The 18489-nt window shown below is 39.2% G+C and carries 14 protein-coding genes and 1 pseudogene; 3 read left to right on the top strand and 12 right to left on the bottom strand.

Features of this window, described 5'->3' with window-relative positions; all coding sequences use genetic code 11:
- Positions 1–73 precede the first annotated feature (73 nt).
- The 4 genes from OWR28_RS17050 to OWR28_RS17035 form a co-directional block, all read right to left on the bottom strand.
- Positions 74–634 carry a hypothetical protein gene (locus tag OWR28_RS17050; protein WP_332387686.1) on the bottom strand — a complete coding sequence of 187 codons (561 nt, stop codon included), beginning with the start codon at positions 632–634 and terminating at the stop codon, positions 74–76.
- Positions 635–990: 356 nt separating this feature from the next.
- A complete protein-coding gene (locus OWR28_RS17045) occupies positions 991–1686 on the bottom strand; it encodes a response regulator (protein WP_332387685.1) in 696 nt (231 codons plus the stop codon).
- Entirely contained in the window at positions 1679–2257 is a 579-nt protein-coding gene (locus OWR28_RS17040) for a histidine kinase (protein WP_332387684.1), read from the bottom strand. The genes OWR28_RS17045 and OWR28_RS17040 overlap by 8 nt, the downstream gene beginning before the upstream one ends.
- Positions 2194–2739, bottom strand: coding sequence for a hypothetical protein (locus OWR28_RS17035; protein WP_332387683.1), 546 nt, complete (start codon positions 2737–2739; stop codon positions 2194–2196). The genes OWR28_RS17040 and OWR28_RS17035 overlap by 64 nt, the downstream gene beginning before the upstream one ends.
- A 182-nt stretch (positions 2740–2921) precedes the next feature.
- Here OWR28_RS17035 and OWR28_RS17030 point away from each other — a divergent pair, with 182 nt between their 5' ends.
- Entirely contained in the window at positions 2922–3746 is an 825-nt protein-coding gene (locus OWR28_RS17030; protein WP_332387682.1) for an acyltransferase, read from the top strand.
- 452 nt (positions 3747–4198) lie between these two features.
- A complete protein-coding gene (locus OWR28_RS17025) occupies positions 4199–4717 on the top strand; it encodes a DUF305 domain-containing protein (RefSeq protein WP_332387681.1) in 519 nt (172 codons plus the stop codon).
- 254 nt (positions 4718–4971) lie between these two features.
- On the opposite strand, the gene OWR28_RS17020 is transcribed toward OWR28_RS17025, so the two are convergent.
- The 8 genes and pseudogenes from OWR28_RS17020 to OWR28_RS16985 all read right to left on the bottom strand — a co-directional run bounded on the left by OWR28_RS17020 (position 4972) and on the right by OWR28_RS16985 (position 16074).
- The gene (locus tag OWR28_RS17020) at positions 4972–6222 is read right to left on the bottom strand and encodes a RagB/SusD family nutrient uptake outer membrane protein (RefSeq protein ID WP_332387680.1); all 1251 of its coding nucleotides are present in this window, start codon (positions 6220–6222) and stop codon (positions 4972–4974) included.
- Positions 6195–6389, bottom strand: coding sequence for a hypothetical protein (locus tag OWR28_RS17015; RefSeq protein WP_332387679.1), 195 nt, complete (start codon positions 6387–6389; stop codon positions 6195–6197). Before OWR28_RS17015 ends, OWR28_RS17020 begins: the two co-directional genes overlap by 28 nt.
- Positions 6390–6444: 55 nt before the next feature.
- Complete coding sequence (locus OWR28_RS17010) at positions 6445–7896, bottom strand: TonB-dependent receptor domain-containing protein (RefSeq protein ID WP_332388054.1); 1452 nt, start codon at positions 7894–7896, stop codon at positions 6445–6447.
- Positions 7897–7975: 79 nt separating this feature from the next.
- The gene (locus OWR28_RS17005) at positions 7976–9283 is read right to left on the bottom strand and encodes a TonB-dependent receptor plug domain-containing protein (protein ID WP_332387678.1); all 1308 of its coding nucleotides are present in this window, start codon (positions 9281–9283) and stop codon (positions 7976–7978) included.
- 300 nt (positions 9284–9583) lie between these two features.
- Positions 9584–9733 carry a hypothetical protein gene (locus OWR28_RS17000; protein ID WP_332387677.1) on the bottom strand — a complete coding sequence of 50 codons (150 nt, stop codon included), beginning with the start codon at positions 9731–9733 and terminating at the stop codon, positions 9584–9586.
- Positions 9734–10351: 618 nt separating this feature from the next.
- Positions 10352–11821 (bottom strand): TolC family protein, encoded by a 1470-nt coding sequence (locus OWR28_RS16995; RefSeq protein WP_332387676.1) that lies wholly within the window; start codon positions 11819–11821, stop codon positions 10352–10354.
- A pseudogene (locus OWR28_RS16990) lies at positions 11814–14974 on the bottom strand (efflux RND transporter permease subunit). The gene OWR28_RS16995 and the pseudogene OWR28_RS16990 overlap by 8 nt, the downstream one beginning before the upstream one ends.
- A 14-nt stretch (positions 14975–14988) precedes the next feature.
- A complete protein-coding gene (locus tag OWR28_RS16985) occupies positions 14989–16074 on the bottom strand; it encodes an efflux RND transporter periplasmic adaptor subunit (RefSeq protein ID WP_332387675.1) in 1086 nt (361 codons plus the stop codon).
- Positions 16075–16949: 875 nt separating this feature from the next.
- On the opposite strand from OWR28_RS16985, the gene OWR28_RS16980 reads away from it, so the two are divergent.
- Positions 16950–18458, top strand: a complete 1509-nt coding sequence (locus OWR28_RS16980; protein WP_332387674.1) for an adenosine kinase — start codon at positions 16950–16952, stop codon at positions 18456–18458.
- Positions 18459–18489 lie beyond the last annotated feature (31 nt).

Below are 18489 nucleotides of genomic sequence, written 5' to 3'. Positions count from 1 at the left end.
TAATGTCTTTCTGCAAAAATAAAATAAAAAACTCATCCGATGGAATGAGTTTCGCAATATTTATAAAATATACTTATTTTCTTGATTTTTTCTTGGCACCGCCTGATCCGGGAGCTGCTGTAGAGGCTGTATTTGTGGTGCCTTTGGCTGCAGCAGGATTTATACTGGCTGGTTTATCATACATAGTGTATTTTCCATTGGTTCTTCCGAAGATTTTATCCACCTGTTTCTGGGTTAAAAACTGTGATTTTCCAATGTATTTACGGTTCTTGTTGATCACCTGGATAAACTGCATGGTTTGCTGCCCGTAATTTTTTTCATAATGAAGTTCAATGATATCATTAGGCAGCTCCAATACTACATTTTCATCCGGAGTGGAGGCAAAGCCATCCATAATAAGCTTGTATAGTCCGGCAACATCATTATCTAGGTTCTGGAATGAAAAAGACCGGATTGTATTCAGGTTACTGGTGTTCAGATCCTGGTAATTAACTGTAAATTTATCTTCCTTTTTATATAGACCAACGGAATTATCTTTACCAATTTCCACCAAACTTTCATTTTTCAACACTTTGATCTGTGAGAAAACTGAAATACCGAACATACATGTAAGAAGTAGAATTATTTTTCTCATGGAATGAATTTTAATGTTTTATAAATTGGTGCACATAAACTTACTCATAAAAAAGCTGAAAAGCAATTTTATTCGTTAAAGCAAAAGTAACATTTTTTTTAATATCTGTCAGAGATCATCTGTCGGTGCTATGGATTGCATTGTTTATGCAAGTAACTGTGAATCATTAATTTGAAAGTTTTTTATAAAAAACAGCGATTTCATATTAAGAAAAGTTTGTTGTTGTGAATATAATACAATGTATTGAAAAACAGATAGAAAATTATTCCATATTGGTTTTGCTGAAAATAATTTAAAATAAATGTTAAAAATGTGGTTTAGTGAATTAAAATAAAACCAAAAGTGAATTCAATCCTTTATAAAAGCTTATTTTGGGAAACTGCTGCTATGAAAGTATCAAAGTCTTGTTTATAGCTCCTTCCGACAGGAATCTGATGTTGGCCCGCCTTCACTTCATTATTATTAAACGCAGTAACAAAAGCCGCGTTGATCATAAAAGATCTGTGAATCCTTACAAAACCTTTACCGGACAAAGTTTTCTCCAGATCTGTGATTTTAGTTTTTGAGATAAAACTTTCCTGAGTGTTTAGTACAACCTTGATATCATTTCCCTGGCTCTCAAAAAATACAATTTCTGAAAGAAAAATTTTACGATGCATTCCACCTGTTTTGATAAGGATAAAATCTCTTTTACTGCCGGCTGTATTTCTCAATATCCGTTCTGCCGCTTTGAAAAAACGTTCGAAAGTAATCGGTTTCAGGAGATAATCTACTGCTTCAAGTTCAAATCCTTCAATGGCAAAATCCCGATAGGCTGTAGTGAAAATAGTTTTAGGCCTTTGTGGCAGTGACTTTAAAAACTCAATGCCGTTCAGGTGGGGCATCTGAATGTCCAGAAACATCAGATCAACAGGTTGATGTTGCAGTATTTTATAAGCCTGTAAGGCATTTTCTGCTTTTCCTGTAAGCTTCAGGTCATCAATTTTTGTGATGTGGTTTTCCAGTAGGGAAGCCGCTAAAGGCTCGTCATCTACAATAATGCAGTTAATCATAATGCGGAGGTGTTGTTATTTCAACTCTAAAAATATTGTTTTCCTGTGAGATCCGGAAGGTAAAATGTTCCTGATAATGATATTGCAGCTGCCTTTTTATATTTTGCAGCCCGATTCCTTTTTTATTTTCTTCCTGATAAGCTGTAAATGTATTTTCAATGGTGAAAACTGAGTGTTGGTTATTCGTTTCTGCTTTAATATGAATCTCGGTAGGGTCTGAATTTTTTCCGGCTCCATGTTTAAAAGCATTTTCTACCAAAGTAAGATACAGAAGCGGGGGAATAGTATTCGCGGTGTTTACGGTAATATGCTTTCGTATTTTCAATCTTTCATTATGATACCGAAGGCTTTCCAGCGCAATATACTCATCAATAATAGCCAGTTCGTCAGAAACCTGTACCCATTTTTTCTGTCCTTTGTATAAAATATAATCCAGGATATCTGAAAGCTGGCTTATGGTTTGGGACGTTTTATCAGAATGGCTGACGGACAGAGAATAAATATTGTTCAGGGTATTAAAGAGAAAATGTGGATTAAGCTGGGATTTGAGCGATTGCAGTTCCAGTTCCATTTTTTCTTTCTGAAGTTTGATAGTTTGCTCTTTTTCATCTTTATACCGCATGATAAACATGACCGAAATAAAATAAAAGCGCCGCTTATAATCGGGAAGGTATAATGAAGCAAAAGATAGGGAATATCTGTGAAAATACTTGAAACACTGTCCTTTACTTCATAGGTGAATAAAGGTTCTGCAATATAAACAAGAAATAACCTGTTGATAACGGAAATTATATAGAGATTCAGAAGAAGATACATCAAAAATTCAATATACTTTTTCCGGTCAAAAAAATGACGGATCAGGACAAAATAAATAAAATTGGCTCCGATAATCTGAAACATCCAATGGCAAAAATTATAGATCACCAGGACTTTAAAAGCCCCGCCATCATATTCTCCGTAGCTTTTTGCGGTTCCAAATAAAAATAGAGCAGTCCAGAAGAACCACTGGAAGTATACGGTATGCCTGATCTGAGTTTCAAACGTGACTTTCATGACCTTCAAAAATATAAAATCTTGGGACAGATTGAAAAAAACGTTGTTAAAGACTTCAGAAGGTGGCAGATGACACCGTTTTTTAGGTGGATGGAATATTCTGCTATTGGTATTGAAAAATCTGCTGTCTGGATGATATGTCAGAAACTGCATCGGAATTAATCAATATTTGCATAAAAAATATGACAGAACGTTCCGAAAGGCTTTATGGATTGGATCATCTGAGGGCAATTGCCATTTTGCTTGTATTAATGTATCATTACCGTGCATTCAAACATCCCGGCTGGATTGACAGTATCGGAAAGTTTGGCTGGACAGGTGTGGACCTGTTTTTTGTTTTAAGCGGTTACCTGATCTCCGGACAGTTGTTTAAAGAAATAAGAAATAAAGGAGCAATCAGCCTGAAGACTTTTTATATAAAACGGTTTTTCAGGATTTTTCCGGCTTATTTTTTTACACTTTTCCTGTATTTTACATTGCCTTTTTTCAGGGAACGGGAAGCTTTATCACCTTTATGGAAGTTCCTTACTTTTACCCAAAATTATGGACTGGATGTTATCAGCCGGGGAACATTTTCACATGCATGGTCATTATGTATTGAAGAACAGTTTTATCTCATCCTTCCTTTGCTTCTCTTAATTCTGATACCGTCAAAACTATTCAAATATCTGGTGGTTCTGATGATGGCTGTTATCGGACTTTCTGTTGTATTCAGATTTATAGCATGGAATGGTTTCATCGCAGAAATTAATCCTAATTCACCGGACTTCTGGAAGTTATGGTATATGAAAGTCTATTACCCTACCCATACCAGGCTGGACGGGCTTGGAACAGGTGTTTTGATCGGATATTTGATGCAATATTCATCCGTTTTTAAAAAAGGGTTGAAGCTAATGGAAATGCATTATTCTTTCTGGGCATACTTTTATTGGGAATTTCATTCTGGATATGCCGTGAGCAGACTTCTCGAACAGCTTCTGCCTTTGGTTTCACATGGGTCGCCGTAAGTTATGGAGTTATTCTTTTGGCCTCGATTTCAAAATCCTCTTTTCTATATCGTTCAAAATCTTATCTTACTGCTCAGCTGGCATCTTTATCATACGCTGTTTATCTTTCGCATAAAGGCATTATTCATATGGTGCAGACAGCTCTTGATGATTTTAATCTTGAAAGCTCAGGCAATGTGAGCCTTCTTCTGTGCCTGTCAGCCTGTATTCTTGGTGGCTTGATCTATAGATTTGCTATTGAGAAGCCCTTCTCCATCATTAAATTCAAAGTTTTGAAAAAAATGTGATCCCATGAGCTTATACAGGTAGTAATGCATTGTTCTTCGCATATGCGCAGAAGCATAAACCGCCGGAATAAATATCCTTATTTTTATTGATCATTTTTGAACTTTACTGTTCAGAAATGCTGTACTATAGTCAGAAGCGAGAATAATCAATTAAACTCCTTTGTTATGGAAAATACACAGCATACACCCGGGATATCTTCTTCCAGAGAAGCTGAAAAGCATTCAACACCTTCTTCTTCAATGTACAGGCGTTTTGTGCTGATGGCTTTGGTAATGTTCTTTGCCATGTATATTATGATGTATGTAATGATAGACAGCCTGCAGAATCTTATTTCGAATATTAATAATTTATATATGGCACTGCTGATGACCTCAGTGATGCTTCTTATTGAATTATGGATCATGCGGAAAATGTATACCGGTAAAACAATGAATCGGGGCATCGTGATTATTGCTGTGGTAACAGGTGTTTTTTCATGGTTGGGAATCAGGGAACAAATAAATGTGGATGACAGGCAGTTTGTAAAAAGTATGATTCCTCATCACGCTGCTGCTGTTTTAATGTCCGAAAAAGCACATCTCACCGATCCGCAACTCATTACACTGCAGAAAAATATTCTTAAAACACAATCCGAAGAAATCAGGCTGATGAAGCATAAACTCAGGGAATTTGAAAGAAAGTAAAGGAAAATCGGACTATTAATATGGTAATTATGGTAAATTTCTTTTTGTAACGCAAAGTTTTTGTTCTTTCTCTGATTTTAAGGCAGCAAAGAGGAAATCAATTGCATTGATTCTTCCAAGCGCATGTATTTTGTTAGCTTCATCTGCGACTTTGTCACTTTCTTCGCCTGCCTTACTATAAAAAAGGCACCATTTACAGGTAAATGATGCCTCGTCACTGAATATATTTGAATGTAAAATTGTTTTTTCTTTATCTATTCATTCTGCTTGATTTGTGGGTTATTATTAATTTCTTTATTAGGGATCTGGAACCTGAATTTATCCGGTGTCAGATTGAATCTTCCAAAAGTATGGTTGGTTCCTGTGTATACTCGTTCTAACGGTATATTTAATCTTTTCATATCGAACCAGGCATAACCTTCACCCCAAAGTTCTATTCTTTTCTGGAGAATAATTTCATTGATCAGCTCAGTGCCCGATTGGGCAGATAGGGTATAAGCCTGATCCCTTTTTGAAGTAATGTCAAATAATACCTGTTTTGCCTCTGCTTCTCTTCCCTGTCTGGCCAGGGCTTCTGCCTGTATATAATAAAGAGAAGAAGCTCTGATATAAATATAATCTCCTTCAAAAAGGGTAGGGTCTTTAAACTTCCAGCTTACATAAGGCGGATAATTTTTTGTTTTTCCGTTAAAAGTATATGCTGCATTCTGGCTGCCATTGAACACTTTTTTACGGTAATCTGTTGCCGGAATTGCTTCATAAAGACGTTTGTCGATCAGCTTACGGATCTGTGCAGCCCCGGCATAGCCTTCGTTGGTATTATCAAACATTGAAAAGAAAGAGGCATAGTAATTTCCGATACTCATCGTGGAAATCGTATTATGAAAACCCCATATTACCTCGGGATTATTGATGTTGGAAAATCCGGTAGTGGTATAATCATCTTCCGTCATCAGAGTAATTCCCTGCTTACTTTCCCCGGCATATTGGGCGGCTTGTATATAATCTCCTGTTTCCAGAAATATTTCGGCTGCAATAGCTTTGGCAGTTCTTTGATCTATCTGAGCCCTGGACGGGCGTGAATAACTATCCAAAAGTGAAACGGATTCCACAATATCTTTCTTGATCTGCGCATACACCTCCGCAACCGTTGATCTTGGAAGTCCCTGATTCGGATTGCCTGCCGTAAGAACCAATGGAAGCCCCGGTTCAGATTGATGCCCGTTATAATCATGGGCATAGAAGCGAACCAGATAAAAGTAGGAGTAGGCTCTCAAAGCAAGTAACTGCCCTGCAATTGCCCTGTTTTTTGCATTTGTATTTTTATCCAGACCATCAAGAAGTTTGTTGATCACAAATATTCTGGCATAAAAAGTTGTCCATACAATTTCAGAAGCAATATTGCTGGCATTGGTCGCTTCGTAATTATAAAACATTCCCAAATGCTGGTTGGTAGACTGGATGACGTCGTTGGACATCAGATCGGCACCTGCTTTGATTCCCATAATTCCGAAATCTGAGTGCACGGTAGTACCTCCGCACCGTTGCTGCGAAGATCAAGATAGATTCCACCCAGTATTTTTTCAGGGCTGTTAGCATCATTATTGAGTTGTTCACCGGAAATATCTCCGTCCGGTAAAGTATTGAGATCATTGGCACAGCTGACTGTCATAAAACCAATAGTGACAGCCGCTAGAAAGTATTTTATTTTTTCATTCCTGTTCTTTTTAAAAATTAAGTTTAAAGCCTAATGAGACACTGGACAGCAGGGAATAACGGTACGGATCAGAAACTCCGGTCAGTGAAGCTCTCGGATCATATCCTTTTCTCTTGGACCACAGATAAAGATTGTTCCCTGTCACATAAATTTTCAGTCCTGATAAGCCTGCCTGCTGTGCAAAACCATCAGGAAGCTGATAGGACAGCGTAACATCCTGAAGGCTGATATAATCTGACTTGATCAGATAAAGTGTTGAATTTCCGTTCTGGTTTGTTGCAGTAAGGTCTACTCTTGGCAATGCTGCATTTGGATTTTCAGGAGTCCATGTTTTATCCAGATCCGTTGAATAGTTGGACCCATAACTGTCAGAATGGAATAAACTTCTGTAAATATCGTCATAGCCATATCCCCCGAACTGGTAAGCGAAATTCACTGCCAGATTGAATCTCTTATATGAAAAATCAGTTCCGAATCCTCCATATACTTTCGGAATAGCAGATTTTCCCGTATTATAATCAGTAGCCTCCTTATAATTGTTGGTAACTGTTCTTTCTTCCTTTTGAGTAGCTGGATTTATCACGGTACGGTACCACAGGGCATCACCATTTTCAGGATTTACTCCTGCAAATTCTTTCAGGAAATAGGTGTAGCGGTCTCCACCTTCCGTAAGGATAAACAAGCCGCTTACCAGACCCGTATTTCTCTGCTCAGCGGGCAACCGGGTAATCTTATTTTTATAATGAGTGGCATTGGCATAAACACTCCACTGGAAATCGTCACCGCGAAGGATGTCCACACTTAGATTCGCCTGAACACCTCTGTTGGTCATATCCCCGATGTTTCCATATTTCACATAAGAGCCTGCATTGGATGGAGGAAGGGGAAGAGTATAGATCATATCAGAAACTTTCCTTTCAAAATAATCGGCATTTAAGGTTATTCTGTTCTTCAGAAGTGAAAGTTCAAAACCGGCATTCAGATTTTTGGAAGTTTCCCATTTTAAATCCTTATTTCCTTGTTTTTTAAGAGAAAGAACAGGTTTATCATCCCCGAAATTATTGATTCCGTAGATATCCTGGTAAGCATAATAATCTCTGCCGGAACCGCCTAAAAGGATATTGTCATTTCCCTGCTGGCCGTAGGAAGCCTTTAGTTTTAAAGAATTAATGACGCTGTTATCCTTAAGGAAATTTTCCTTTGCAATATTCCATGCCAGACCCAGTCCATAGAAATTTCCCCATCTGCTTTCCGGAGCAAATACTGAAGAACCGTCTCTGCGTATATTGGCATTAAAGAAGTATTTACCGTCATAATTATACAACAACCTTGTGAAATATCCTTCTACAGCATATTCATAACCGCTTCCTGATAAATCTGTGATTTTTACAGCATTGTCAAATGACTGGGAATCGGGTAGTAAAAGCTGCTGCTTTGAACCTGAAAATCCATCATCTTTGATCTTATTCAGCTCATGCCCTGCAAGGAGATTGAAGCTGTGATTTCCCAGTTTTTCTGATAGGTAAGCAATTGCTGGTGATTCAAAGTATATTTGAAATTAGAACCTTGCGAAATGGTACCCCTACAGAAGATGAAGTTCCCCCTTCCGTATTCCCGAATTGCAGGTTCCTGGTATTTTCAAGATAGGCTCCGAAATTATAAGTGAAATCCAACCCTTTGATGATTTCATAATTCAAACCAAGGTTAAGGTTGGTAATGTTGCTGACAATCTGTGATTTATCTTTCTGAAGGTTACCTACCGGATTTTCAAATACGGCATAAGATCTTGTGGCACCGTTTGGTCCCTGGCCGTCTCCATAATCGTATAACGCATTTCCATAGCTGTCATAAAGCCTTTGGTAGTTGTTGTCCCTCAGGAAAACAGGATAGAAAGGAGCAATATTTCTGGCAAACTGGAAAGGATTGGAGAAACCGCCGGTTTCACCAAAATCCTGCTTGCTGTAAGTATAGGATAAGGCACTGGTTAATTTCAGTTTTGAAGTGATAGAGTAGTCTACATTAGATCTGATCCCGAATCTTTCAAAGCCCGAAGAGATTAAATATCCCTTATCATCAAGATAATTTAGGGAGGTATATGATTTTACCTGGTCACTATTGGCATTGATTCCTACCGTTGCTTCCCTTCTCAAAGAAGGCCTGAAAAGCAGTTTCTTCCAGTCGTCCTGATATAATAATTTTGCATCAGGATTAAAAGAACCATTCTTTGAAATAAGTTGGTTAAAAGGAACATTATAAGCATCATATCCCAGTTTGGTCAATGCTGCAAGCCCTACATCATGAGGAGAAGCACCGGAAGGAACAGAACCCGGTTGTTTCAGTCTTGCAATTTCACCGATTCTGGCTCTGTTGTAATAAGCCGTATAATAATCCTGCGGAGAAGTATAAACTGAATAATCCCTGATAGATCTGAAGTTAACCCCGGTCCGGACATCAGCTTCAATGCTCAGTCCTTTGCTTTTACCTCTTTTTGTATTCACAATAATTACCCCATTGGCCCCTCTGGAACCATATAAAGCATTTGAAGAAGCGTCTTCAAGAAAGGAAATGCTTTCAATATCCGATGCGGCAATACTGTTGAGATTTCCGCTGTACGGAATGCCATCCAGTACAATTAACGGGTCGCTGGAGGCATTGATAGAGCCAATTCCTCTCATTCTGATCGTAGGCTGGGAACCTGGCTGTCCTGAAGAGATTACCTGTACCCCTGCTACTTTTCCACCAATTCCCTGGAGAATATTTCCGTTTTGAAGAGTAGAAAGATCCTTAGCCTTCAGCGACTGCACGGATCCGGTAATTTCTTCCTTTTTCTGCTTTCCAAAAGCTACCACCACAACCTCTTTTATGGAGGTTTCCCGGAAAGGCTGTCTTTACTTTGTGCAAAACCATATTCCGCGAACAGCAGTAAGGTCAACACACCAAGCTTGCATTGTTTCTTTTTCATTATATTAATCTAAGTTTAAAATTAACTGTGTATTACTGCTGGCCCTCGGTAAAAATGTAACTTCCTGCCTCCTTTTTCAGGGAGGTTGTAAAAACGGAAGATTAAAATTACAGGAGATATACCCGGATAAAAAAGCCTAGATCAATTTGACTTTAATTCCTACAGTAATGAATGTATTGCCGGAGAGTTAGTACATCATCATGCACATCATATCAAAGCACATGTCTTGAGAAATACGGTTGTGCTGTGAAGGAACTGGCATTCCGCAACAGGTAAGCTGTGCAGAAGCTGTCACCATAATGGCGCATAGGTAAGAATTAAAGCTATTCTTATTCATGAGAATAAAGTTTATTTTTTTAACTGGTTCAAAATTATTTAATAATTGATGAAACCTGACAAAAGAGGATATGAGATAAATCATATTAGTCTACTAAATTAGTAGATTAATGATGAAAATCCATAATGTGTCGGTTTACTTAATTGATAATCAGCATTTTGACTTGTTGCATAAAATGTTAAAAAATGATAAAAAAATCAGATTTTGATAGTTGAATTAAAATTAACATTAATAAGTCTACTTGTTTTATAGACTTTTGTTTATTTTATAGCATTATCTCATTAGAATAAACATCAGAAGCTTTATCCTGCTATCCGCTCATACTCCTCGCACCTGGCTGAATCCACTTCCTGCTGTGGGGTAACCGCTGCTATCAGGGCTAGGACGGTTTGAATTATAAGTGATAAATGATGAATTATCAATCATGATATAAAATTATCCCAAACTTCTGTGTCAATCCGTGAGATGCGGTTAAATAGCCTCTAGATTGTTATATTCAATAGAAACGGGCTTTAGCCCGTTTATTAAAAAATAAAATTTCATCTGGCTTCAGCCAAAACCTAAAAAAGAAGCCTGCCGAAAGGCAGACTCCTATAAAAACAAGATTGAAAAAGAATTTTATTGTTTGCCGATATCCGGAACAGCCAAAGGATTCTGGTCCCAGCCGCCACCCAGTGCTCTATAGACAGCAACACTCGCTTTAAGCTGACTGACCTTCTTTTCTACCAGCTCAAACTTAGATTCCAGCGCATCACGTTGAGTCAGTAAAACCTCCATATAATCTGCACGGGCATATTTGAACAGATCGTTGGAAATATCGATGGACTTGGTTAAAGCATTCACTTCCTTCGATTTGATATTCACACTGCTTTCCAGATTATGGATTTTAGACAACTGATTCGCGACCTCAATATAAGCTCCCAAAACAGTCTGCTCATAATGATATACTGCCTGGATCTGTCTTGCATTGGCATTATAATAAGCCGCCTTAATTGCCCTTCTGTTAATCAGGGGAGCCGTAAGCTCTCCTGCAAGAGAAAACAGAAATGACTGTGGCTTGATAATATACAGCGGATTAAAAGCCTGCAACCCGATTCCGGCAGAAAGATCAAGAGAAGGGTAGAACCTTGCCTTGGCTGCTTTGATGTCAAGTTTGGCTGCTGCAAGTTCATATTCTGCCTGTTTGATGTCAGGACGGTTTTCCAGAAGTTCAGACGGAATTCCGCTATACACCGCCTGGGGAACAACAGAATCAAAGGAATTCTGACTCCTTTCTACAGGCTGGGGAAATCTTCCTACCAGATAATTGATCTTATTTTCAGTCTCTACAATCTTTTGCCGGATGTCGTACTGCATGCCCTGGGTTTTCAGAACCTGAGCTTCAAATCGCTGTACGGCAAGCTCATTGGACCGGGCATTCTTCTTTAGATCCCTGATAATCTCCAGTGCGTCATTCTGAATTTTGATATTCTGATTCAGAATAACCAGTTCATTATCCAGTGCCAGCAGCTCGTAATAAGAATCTGCAATCTCCGAAATAAGATTGGTGGTCATGAAATTTTTGCCCTCAATGCTGGCAAGGTATCGCTGTACCTGGGCTTTTGTAGCATTATGAAGCTTTCCCCAGATATCCGTTTCCCACTGTGCCTGGGCACCTACTCCAAAATCGAACAAAGGTTCGGGCATTTCCCGGCCGGGTTCTATTTCAGTGTTGGCTTCCATAGCCCCGATATTGGTGTACCGGCTTACTTTATCTACTCCTGCACCGGCTTTCAGACCTACAGAGGGAAGATATTCACCTTTTCTGGCTTTGATTTCATTTTTGGACATTTCAATTTCCTGAAGAACAATATTCAGCTCCTGGTTATTCTGAAGAGCCTGCGTAATCAGCTCCTGAAGATACGGGTCACTGAAATATTCATTCCACTTCATTTTTCCCGTATTGATGGTGTCATTTTGTGCTGAACCGTATTTTTCCGGGACGGTTTTATTTTCAGCACGCTGTTCTATTTCGACAGGCTTACAGGCAGTAAGGCTTAATAAGAAGACTGCCAGCCCTGCATATTGATATATTTTTCTTTTATTCATAATGGATCATGTCTTCGCTTAATGGAGATTCATCTTCGTCTTTGATCATTTTTTTACCGTCAGACCATTTGGCAAATATGTAGTAGAGCCCCGGAATCACAATAACTCCGAATAGTGTTCCTATCAGCATTCCTCCCAATGAAGATGCCCCAATGGTATGATTCCCGATAGCCCCGGCGCCTCTGGCAAAAACAAGCGGAACCAACCCTGCAATAAAGGCAAATGAGGTCATCAGGATAGGTCTGAAACGGGCTTTGGATCCTTCTACAGCAGCTTCAAGGATGGAATCTCCTGCCTGTCGCCTTTTCACGGCAAATTCAACAATAAGAACCGCATTTTTACCCAATAATCCAATGATCATAATCAATCCTACCTGTGCATAAATATCGTTTTCCAGTCCCATAGCTTTTAATAATAAGAAAGATCCGAAAACTCCCACAGGCAACGAACAAAGTACAGCAAACGGAATAAGGAAACTTTCATACTGAGCAGCCAGAACCAGATATACAAATACCAGAACAACAAGGAAGACGTAAATGGCTTCATTACCACGTTGCGCTTCATCGTAAGATAGTCCTTCCCAAGCCACTTTATATCCGTGAGGAAGTGTTTTGGCAGCCGTTTCATTGATAGCCTGAATCGCATCTGCCGTGGTATATCCTGCCGCCGGAAGTCCGCGGATAGCTGCAGAATTATACATGTTGTAACGGGTAATTTCGTTAGGTCCCTGTGTCTTTTTCATGGTCATGAATGCCGAATAGGGAACCATTTCATCACGGTCGTTTTTCACATACAGATTCATAATATCCGTAGGAAGCCTTCTGAACTCAGGAGACGACTGTACATACACCTTAAAGAATTGCCCGAAACGGATAAAACCCTGTTCATATGTACTACCGATCAGAATGTTGAGGTTATCCATCGCTTTTCCGATAGAAACCCCTTTCTGCATGGCGGCGTTATTGTCAAATACCAGTTCATACTGAGGGTAATTGGCTGCAAAAAAGGTGAATACTCCTGAAAGTTCCTTGCGTTTTTTAAGCTGTGCGATGAAATCCTTATTAGCTTTGTCAAATTCCTGATAGTCTGTCGTTCTGTTCAAATCCAGAAGCCTCATGGAGAAACCTCCCGAAGACCCAAATCCCGGGACAGCCGGTGGTTCAAAGAATTCAATAGTCGCTCCCAGGTCTTTTGACTTTTCTTCAAGCTCCTTCATGATATCTTTTACAGAGTGCTCACGGTCGTTCCAGCTTTTAAGGTTAATCAGACAGGTTCCTGCATTGGAGCCGCGTCCTTCCGTCATGATTTCATATCCTGCCAGGGATGATACAGATTCCACACCGTCTACACCCATACATATTTTCTGTAAGGTTCTCGAAACTTTATTGGTCTGTTCCAGGGTAGAACCCGGAGGGGTCTGGATAATCGCATAAATAGTTCCCTGGTCTTCATTAGGGATAAATCCGCCGGGAAGTACTTTGTTGATCACAAAAATTCCGGCACAGAAAGCAATCAGAATTCCCCATGTCACAACTTTCCTGCTGACAATTTTTCTAAGGAATGAAGCATATTTTCCGGTTACTTTATCAAAACCGCTGTTAAAGGAGTCTAAAGCTTTGGTGAAAATATTTACCTTTTTAGGTTTTCCATGATGGTTTTTCAGTAACATTGCCGCCAAAACCGGAGTCAGCGTAAGGGCTACTACCGCTGAAATCACGATAGAGCTTGCCATGGTAATGGAAAACTGACGGTAGAAAGTTCCTACAGGACCCGTCATGAACGAGATCGGAATGAATACGGCTACCATCACGGCTGTAATGGCAATAATAGCTCCGGCAATTTCTCCCATTACTTCTTTTACGGCTTTATAAGGCGAAATATTACTGTCTTCCATCTTGGCGTGAACAGCCTCTATCACCACAATGGCGTTGTCAACCACAATACCGATGGCCAGTACCAATGCGAAAAGGGTAACAAGGTTGATGGTTAATCCGAAAAACTGAATCACAAAGAAAGTTCCGATCAGAGAAACAGGCACGGCAATAATAGGGATCAGGGTAGAGCGCCAGTCACCAAGGAAAATGAAAACTACAATAGCAACGAGGATAAATGCATCTCTCAAAGTGTGTATTACCTGCTCAATAGAAGCATCCAGGAATTGCGAAACGTCATAACTGATTTTATAATCAACACCCGGGGGAAATTCCCTTTCATTTCTGCAAGTTTTGCTTTTACGTCCCGGATCACATCATTCGCATTACTTCCGTAGTTTTGTTTTAACACAATAGAAGCGGAAGGATGCCCGTCAAGATTAGAGTAAATATCAAAGAATTCACTTCCCAGTTCTACTTTGGCAATATCTTTCAGCTTTACATTCTCTCCTTCGGCATTGGAACGTACGATGATATTTTCATATTCTTCCGGTTTGTTATACTGTCCTTTATACGTCAGTACATACTCCAGTGACTGGGCAGCAATACCGGAACTTTGCCCGATTCTTCCCGGACGCCCGATAATACTTTGTTCACCAATAGCTTTCATCACCTCATCTACCGAGATATCATAAGCCCGCATACGGTCAGGATTCAGCCAGATACGCATGGCATATCTCCGGCTTCCCAGGATCTGAGATTTTGCAATTCCGTGGATACGGTTGATTTCCGGGATGATATTTACCATAGAGTAGTTGTACAGGAATTTTTCATCCATACTTTTATTCGTACTGTAAAGATTCACGTACATCAGCATACTCGGCTGGATAGGGTTTACCACAACACCCTCTTTCTGTACCAGCTCCGGCAGTAACGGCATTACCTGATCCACTCTGGTTTTTACAAGAACTACGGCCTCGTTGGGATCAGTTCCGGGATCAAAGACTACATTTACAGTGGCTTCTCCCGCGCTAGTAGCATCAGTAGTGATGTAACGCATTCCCTGAACTCCGTTGATGGCATTTTCAATCGTAATCAGGGATGATTTTACTAATACATCTGCACTTGCTCCGGGATAGGCAATGGAAACCGCTACTGTGGTAGGAGCAATTTTTGGAAACTGTTCTGTGGGAAGCTGCTTCATAGCAATCCCTCCCATAAACAGGATCACAACCGATATCACAATGGCGAAGACCGGTCGGTGTATTACTTTTTTAAACATAATGCTGCTTGGGATTATTCGGCGTACAGATCCAGGTTAGACATTACTTTTTCAGGCTTTTGATATTTTGAGCTGATCTTTTGGTTTTCCTGAACCATTCTAAGACCCTCCAGAAGGATTCTGTCATCCTTTCCAAGCCCGGAAGCAACTACATAAATATGCGGTAATTCGGCAGCAACTTTTATTTCTCTGGCATGTACTTTACCGTCTTTACCGATCACATAGACATATTTCTTTTCCAGCTCTTCGAAAGTGGCTTTTTGTGGAATCATCATCGCATGGGCGTAAGGTGACGTGATCACAATATTTCCGGTTTCCCCGTATCTCAGCAGTCCGTTTGGATTCGGGAAAGTGGCCCTGTAGGCGATATTTCCGGTTTCATTGTCAAAATCAGACTCTATGGTCTGTACGATACCATCTTGTGTAAACTCTTTCCCATTGGCCATTCTCAGGCGTACATGCATCGGGTTGTTATCCTTTTTAGCATCCATCTGGTTAAGATATTCAGCTTCCGGAACATTGAAATAGACCCACATTTTGCTGTTGTCGGAAAGTTCCGTTACCAGTTCCCCTTCATCCACCAGACTTCCTTTTCTGACATGTAATTTTCCTACGATTCCACTGAAAGGCGCACGGATTTCTGTGAATTTCAAATGGGTATTCATTGAAGCCAGTTCAGCCTGGGCTTTTTCATATTTTGCTTTAGCCATCGCCATTTCCTGCGGGGCTACAATGTTTTTATCGGAAAGGTTTTTGGTATTCTGATATTCGATTTGCGCATATTTCGACTCTGCTTTTGCACGGTTTACATCAGATTCATAAAGATTGGGCATGATTTTGAACAGCAGCTGTCCTTTCTGTACGAATTGCCCTTCATCTACATAAATAGACTGAATATATCCCTTTTCCTGAGCACGGAGTTCGATATGATTGATAGAACGGATTTGTGCCACATAATCTTTGTTGACCAAAGTATCTTTTACAAGCGGGCTTGTAACATTGAATGATGCCGCTTCTGTTTTTTCTTCTTTTTCAGATTGACAGCCTGCCAACAGGAAAATAAGGCACAGGTTAATATACATGAGACTTTTCTTGACCATGATCATATTTTTATAATAATTTATAATTGAAAAATAGAGTTACCTGCTCTCAAACGGATATGAAAGCATATAAGAATTATCGGAAAAAAATATTATAAAATCACAGTCTGATGACCCTGTACTGGATGTACAGATCATCACGTAAAGGCTTTAAATGTCCTGACTGAGCGAGTGAAACAGCGATTTGTCTGTCATGAAATGTAGTGACGAAGCCGGAGATCAGATGCCAGAAACCTTCTTTGAAAAGGGCAAGAAGTTCTGTAGAGTCAGATGTTTCTACATTATCATCATTTTCGTTGTCATTTTCAGAAAGATTTGCTCTGATTTTGTTGTAGCGGGGATGGCTGATATTGTAAGCCTCATTGGTCTCGTGATTTTTAAGAAATGCAAACGATTTTTTGATGCTTTTTTCTGGTGAACCAGAAGATCAGTTGTAAAATGAAGATCAGAAGGAGTATCTGTTGAGATATACTGCTGGATTTGCCCATAGTACCAACCTAAAACGGTAAGCAATGCAAATAACAAACTGTACAAATATTGATAAAACCTTTTCCGCATCCCAGAGACAAAGGTAGTTAAACTTCAAAATAAGTACAACCGTTATAGATTAAAAAAGTGTTAAAAAGTGTCCTGTTTATTGAAAAAAATAAAAGAGAAGAATATTATCTGGCATTTTACGGAGGAGACATCGGAATAGATTAAAAAAGAATCTGCATTTAAAGATCGTCTGAGAAATGGTTATGGATGCATAATTGAGTGTTTTTAACAGAAAAATTAATCTTATTTTTGAAACGGCATTATTCTGCATAATTTTTGCTGTAACAAGCTACTTTTAACGGTTAACATAACCGGCAATACAAAAATCTTCCAATATTATGATGAAAAAATACCTTATTTATATATCACTTTTAGGAGCACCCTTATTTTGGGGACAGGGTAAAATAACTGAAACGTCTGTATACCAGCATAACCTGGCTTTATCTGAGCAGGAAAACAAAGCGGTGGCATTTGATGCTGATATCAGATTATCTGAGGCGGAACAGGCTTTGGATAAAAAAATATCCGGGATCCGTAAACAACTCATCAGCGATACGGAATCGAAGAAAATATCTTTATATAACAGTTCTTTTAATGAATTAAAACCATTAATAGAAAACAGTAATCTGTTTCAGCTTCTCCAGACAATGCCGAAAGGAGGTTTGCTGCATACCCACAGCGGAGGGATAACAGATGTGAAATGGATTATTTCGAGGGTGAGAAAATATCAGGAAAGCTATGTTTACGATCAGAAAGATAACGATCAGTTTATTTTCGGGCAGCTGGCTTTTTTTGAAAAGGGAAAGGTTCCCGCAGGATTTGTGAACCTTGATAAAAAACTGGCTTCAAACCCTGGTTTTGAAAAAGAGCTGCAGGATCTTCTTACGTTGAAACGTGATAATCTCTGTTCTTATACGGATTATTGGATTGAATTTGAAAAGCGCTTTAAACGCATCAGCCTGCTGCTTCCGTACCGTCCTTTCTTCAAGGAATATTATCTGAAAGGATTTCAGGATCTGATAAAAGATAAAGTACAGCATGTAGAAATCAGGTATATTTTTGATGAGCTTTACGATTTTCAGCATGGAAAATATCCTTTGAAAACTTCCATCACAGACCTGCAGGATATTCTTAAGCAGATACACCAATCGGATCCGCAGTTCACGCTGAAGCTGATCTATTCAAGCTTTAAATTCTTAGATAATGAAAGTATCGAAAAACAACTGGAAACGGCTTTCGTAATGAAGAAGGAATTTCCGGATATGATCTCAGGTTTTGATCTTGTAGCGGATGAAGCAGCAGGACATGATATCCGTTTCTTTGAAAGAAGCTGGACAAAAATGGATGATCTCAGCAAAAAGTACGGTGTGGAACTGCCTCTTTTCCTTCATGCAGGAGAAAGCAATTCTGCCCTGAATGAAAATGTCCTCGATGTAGCCCTGTTGAACAACAACAGAATAGGTCATGGACTGAATCTTATTTACTTCCCAAAAACCATGGAGAAGATCAGAAAACAAAACAAGTTGGTTGAGGTGAGCCCGATCAGCAATCAGATTTTAGGATATGTAAGTGATCTGAGAAACCATCCTGCACGGGTTTTATTAAGCAACGGAATACAGTGTTCAATCAACAGTGATGATCCTTCAGTGTATGGATATACCGGACTGAGTTATGATTTCTGGACAACATTGGTGTATTGGGAGCTGGATTTAAAAGCATTGAAAAAACTGGTTTTTAATTCTCTTCAGTATTCTTCTTTGAATGATAATGAGAAAAAGAAAGCCACAGCTTATCTTAACCAGCAATGGAATGATTTTGTACAGAAAGCCAGCCGGCAATTCAACTAATCAGAAAAGATTTTCCTGATAAAATAAATCG

It is taken from the genome of Chryseobacterium sp. 1B4 (assembly GCF_036631475.1).
In the GTDB taxonomy this organism is placed as follows: Bacteria; Bacteroidota; Bacteroidia; order Flavobacteriales; family Weeksellaceae; genus Chryseobacterium.
Note: the sequence above shows the minus strand (reverse complement) of the source record. Positions and strands in the feature narration are given on the sequence as shown.

Excerpts from the sequence above, each read along its gene's own strand:
- OWR28_RS17050 (WP_332387686.1), bottom strand. The coding sequence starts at position 634 with ATGAGAAAAATAATTCTACTTCTTACATGTATGTTCGGTATTTCAGTT.
- OWR28_RS17045 (WP_332387685.1), bottom strand. The coding sequence starts at position 1,686 with ATGATTAACTGCATTATTGTAGATGACGAGCCTTTAGCGGCTTCCCTA.
- OWR28_RS17040 (WP_332387684.1), bottom strand. The coding sequence starts at position 2,257 with ATGGAACTGGAACTGCAATCGCTCAAATCCCAGCTTAATCCACATTTT.
- OWR28_RS17035 (WP_332387683.1), bottom strand. The coding sequence starts at position 2,739 with ATGAAAGTCACGTTTGAAACTCAGATCAGGCATACCGTATACTTCCAG.
- OWR28_RS17030 (WP_332387682.1), top strand. The coding sequence starts at position 2,922 with ATGACAGAACGTTCCGAAAGGCTTTATGGATTGGATCATCTGAGGGCA.
- OWR28_RS17025 (WP_332387681.1), top strand. The coding sequence starts at position 4,199 with ATGGAAAATACACAGCATACACCCGGGATATCTTCTTCCAGAGAAGCT.
- OWR28_RS17020 (WP_332387680.1), bottom strand. The coding sequence starts at position 6,222 with ATGGGAATCAAAGCAGGTGCCGATCTGATGTCCAACGACGTCATCCAG.
- OWR28_RS17015 (WP_332387679.1), bottom strand. The coding sequence starts at position 6,389 with ATGACAGTCAGCTGTGCCAATGATCTCAATACTTTACCGGACGGAGAT.
- OWR28_RS17000 (WP_332387677.1), bottom strand. The coding sequence starts at position 9,733 with ATGAATAAGAATAGCTTTAATTCTTACCTATGCGCCATTATGGTGACA.
- OWR28_RS16995 (WP_332387676.1), bottom strand. The coding sequence starts at position 11,821 with ATGAATAAAAGAAAAATATATCAATATGCAGGGCTGGCAGTCTTCTTA.
- OWR28_RS16985 (WP_332387675.1), bottom strand. The coding sequence starts at position 16,074 with ATGGTCAAGAAAAGTCTCATGTATATTAACCTGTGCCTTATTTTCCTG.
- OWR28_RS16980 (WP_332387674.1), top strand. The coding sequence starts at position 16,950 with ATGATGAAAAAATACCTTATTTATATATCACTTTTAGGAGCACCCTTA.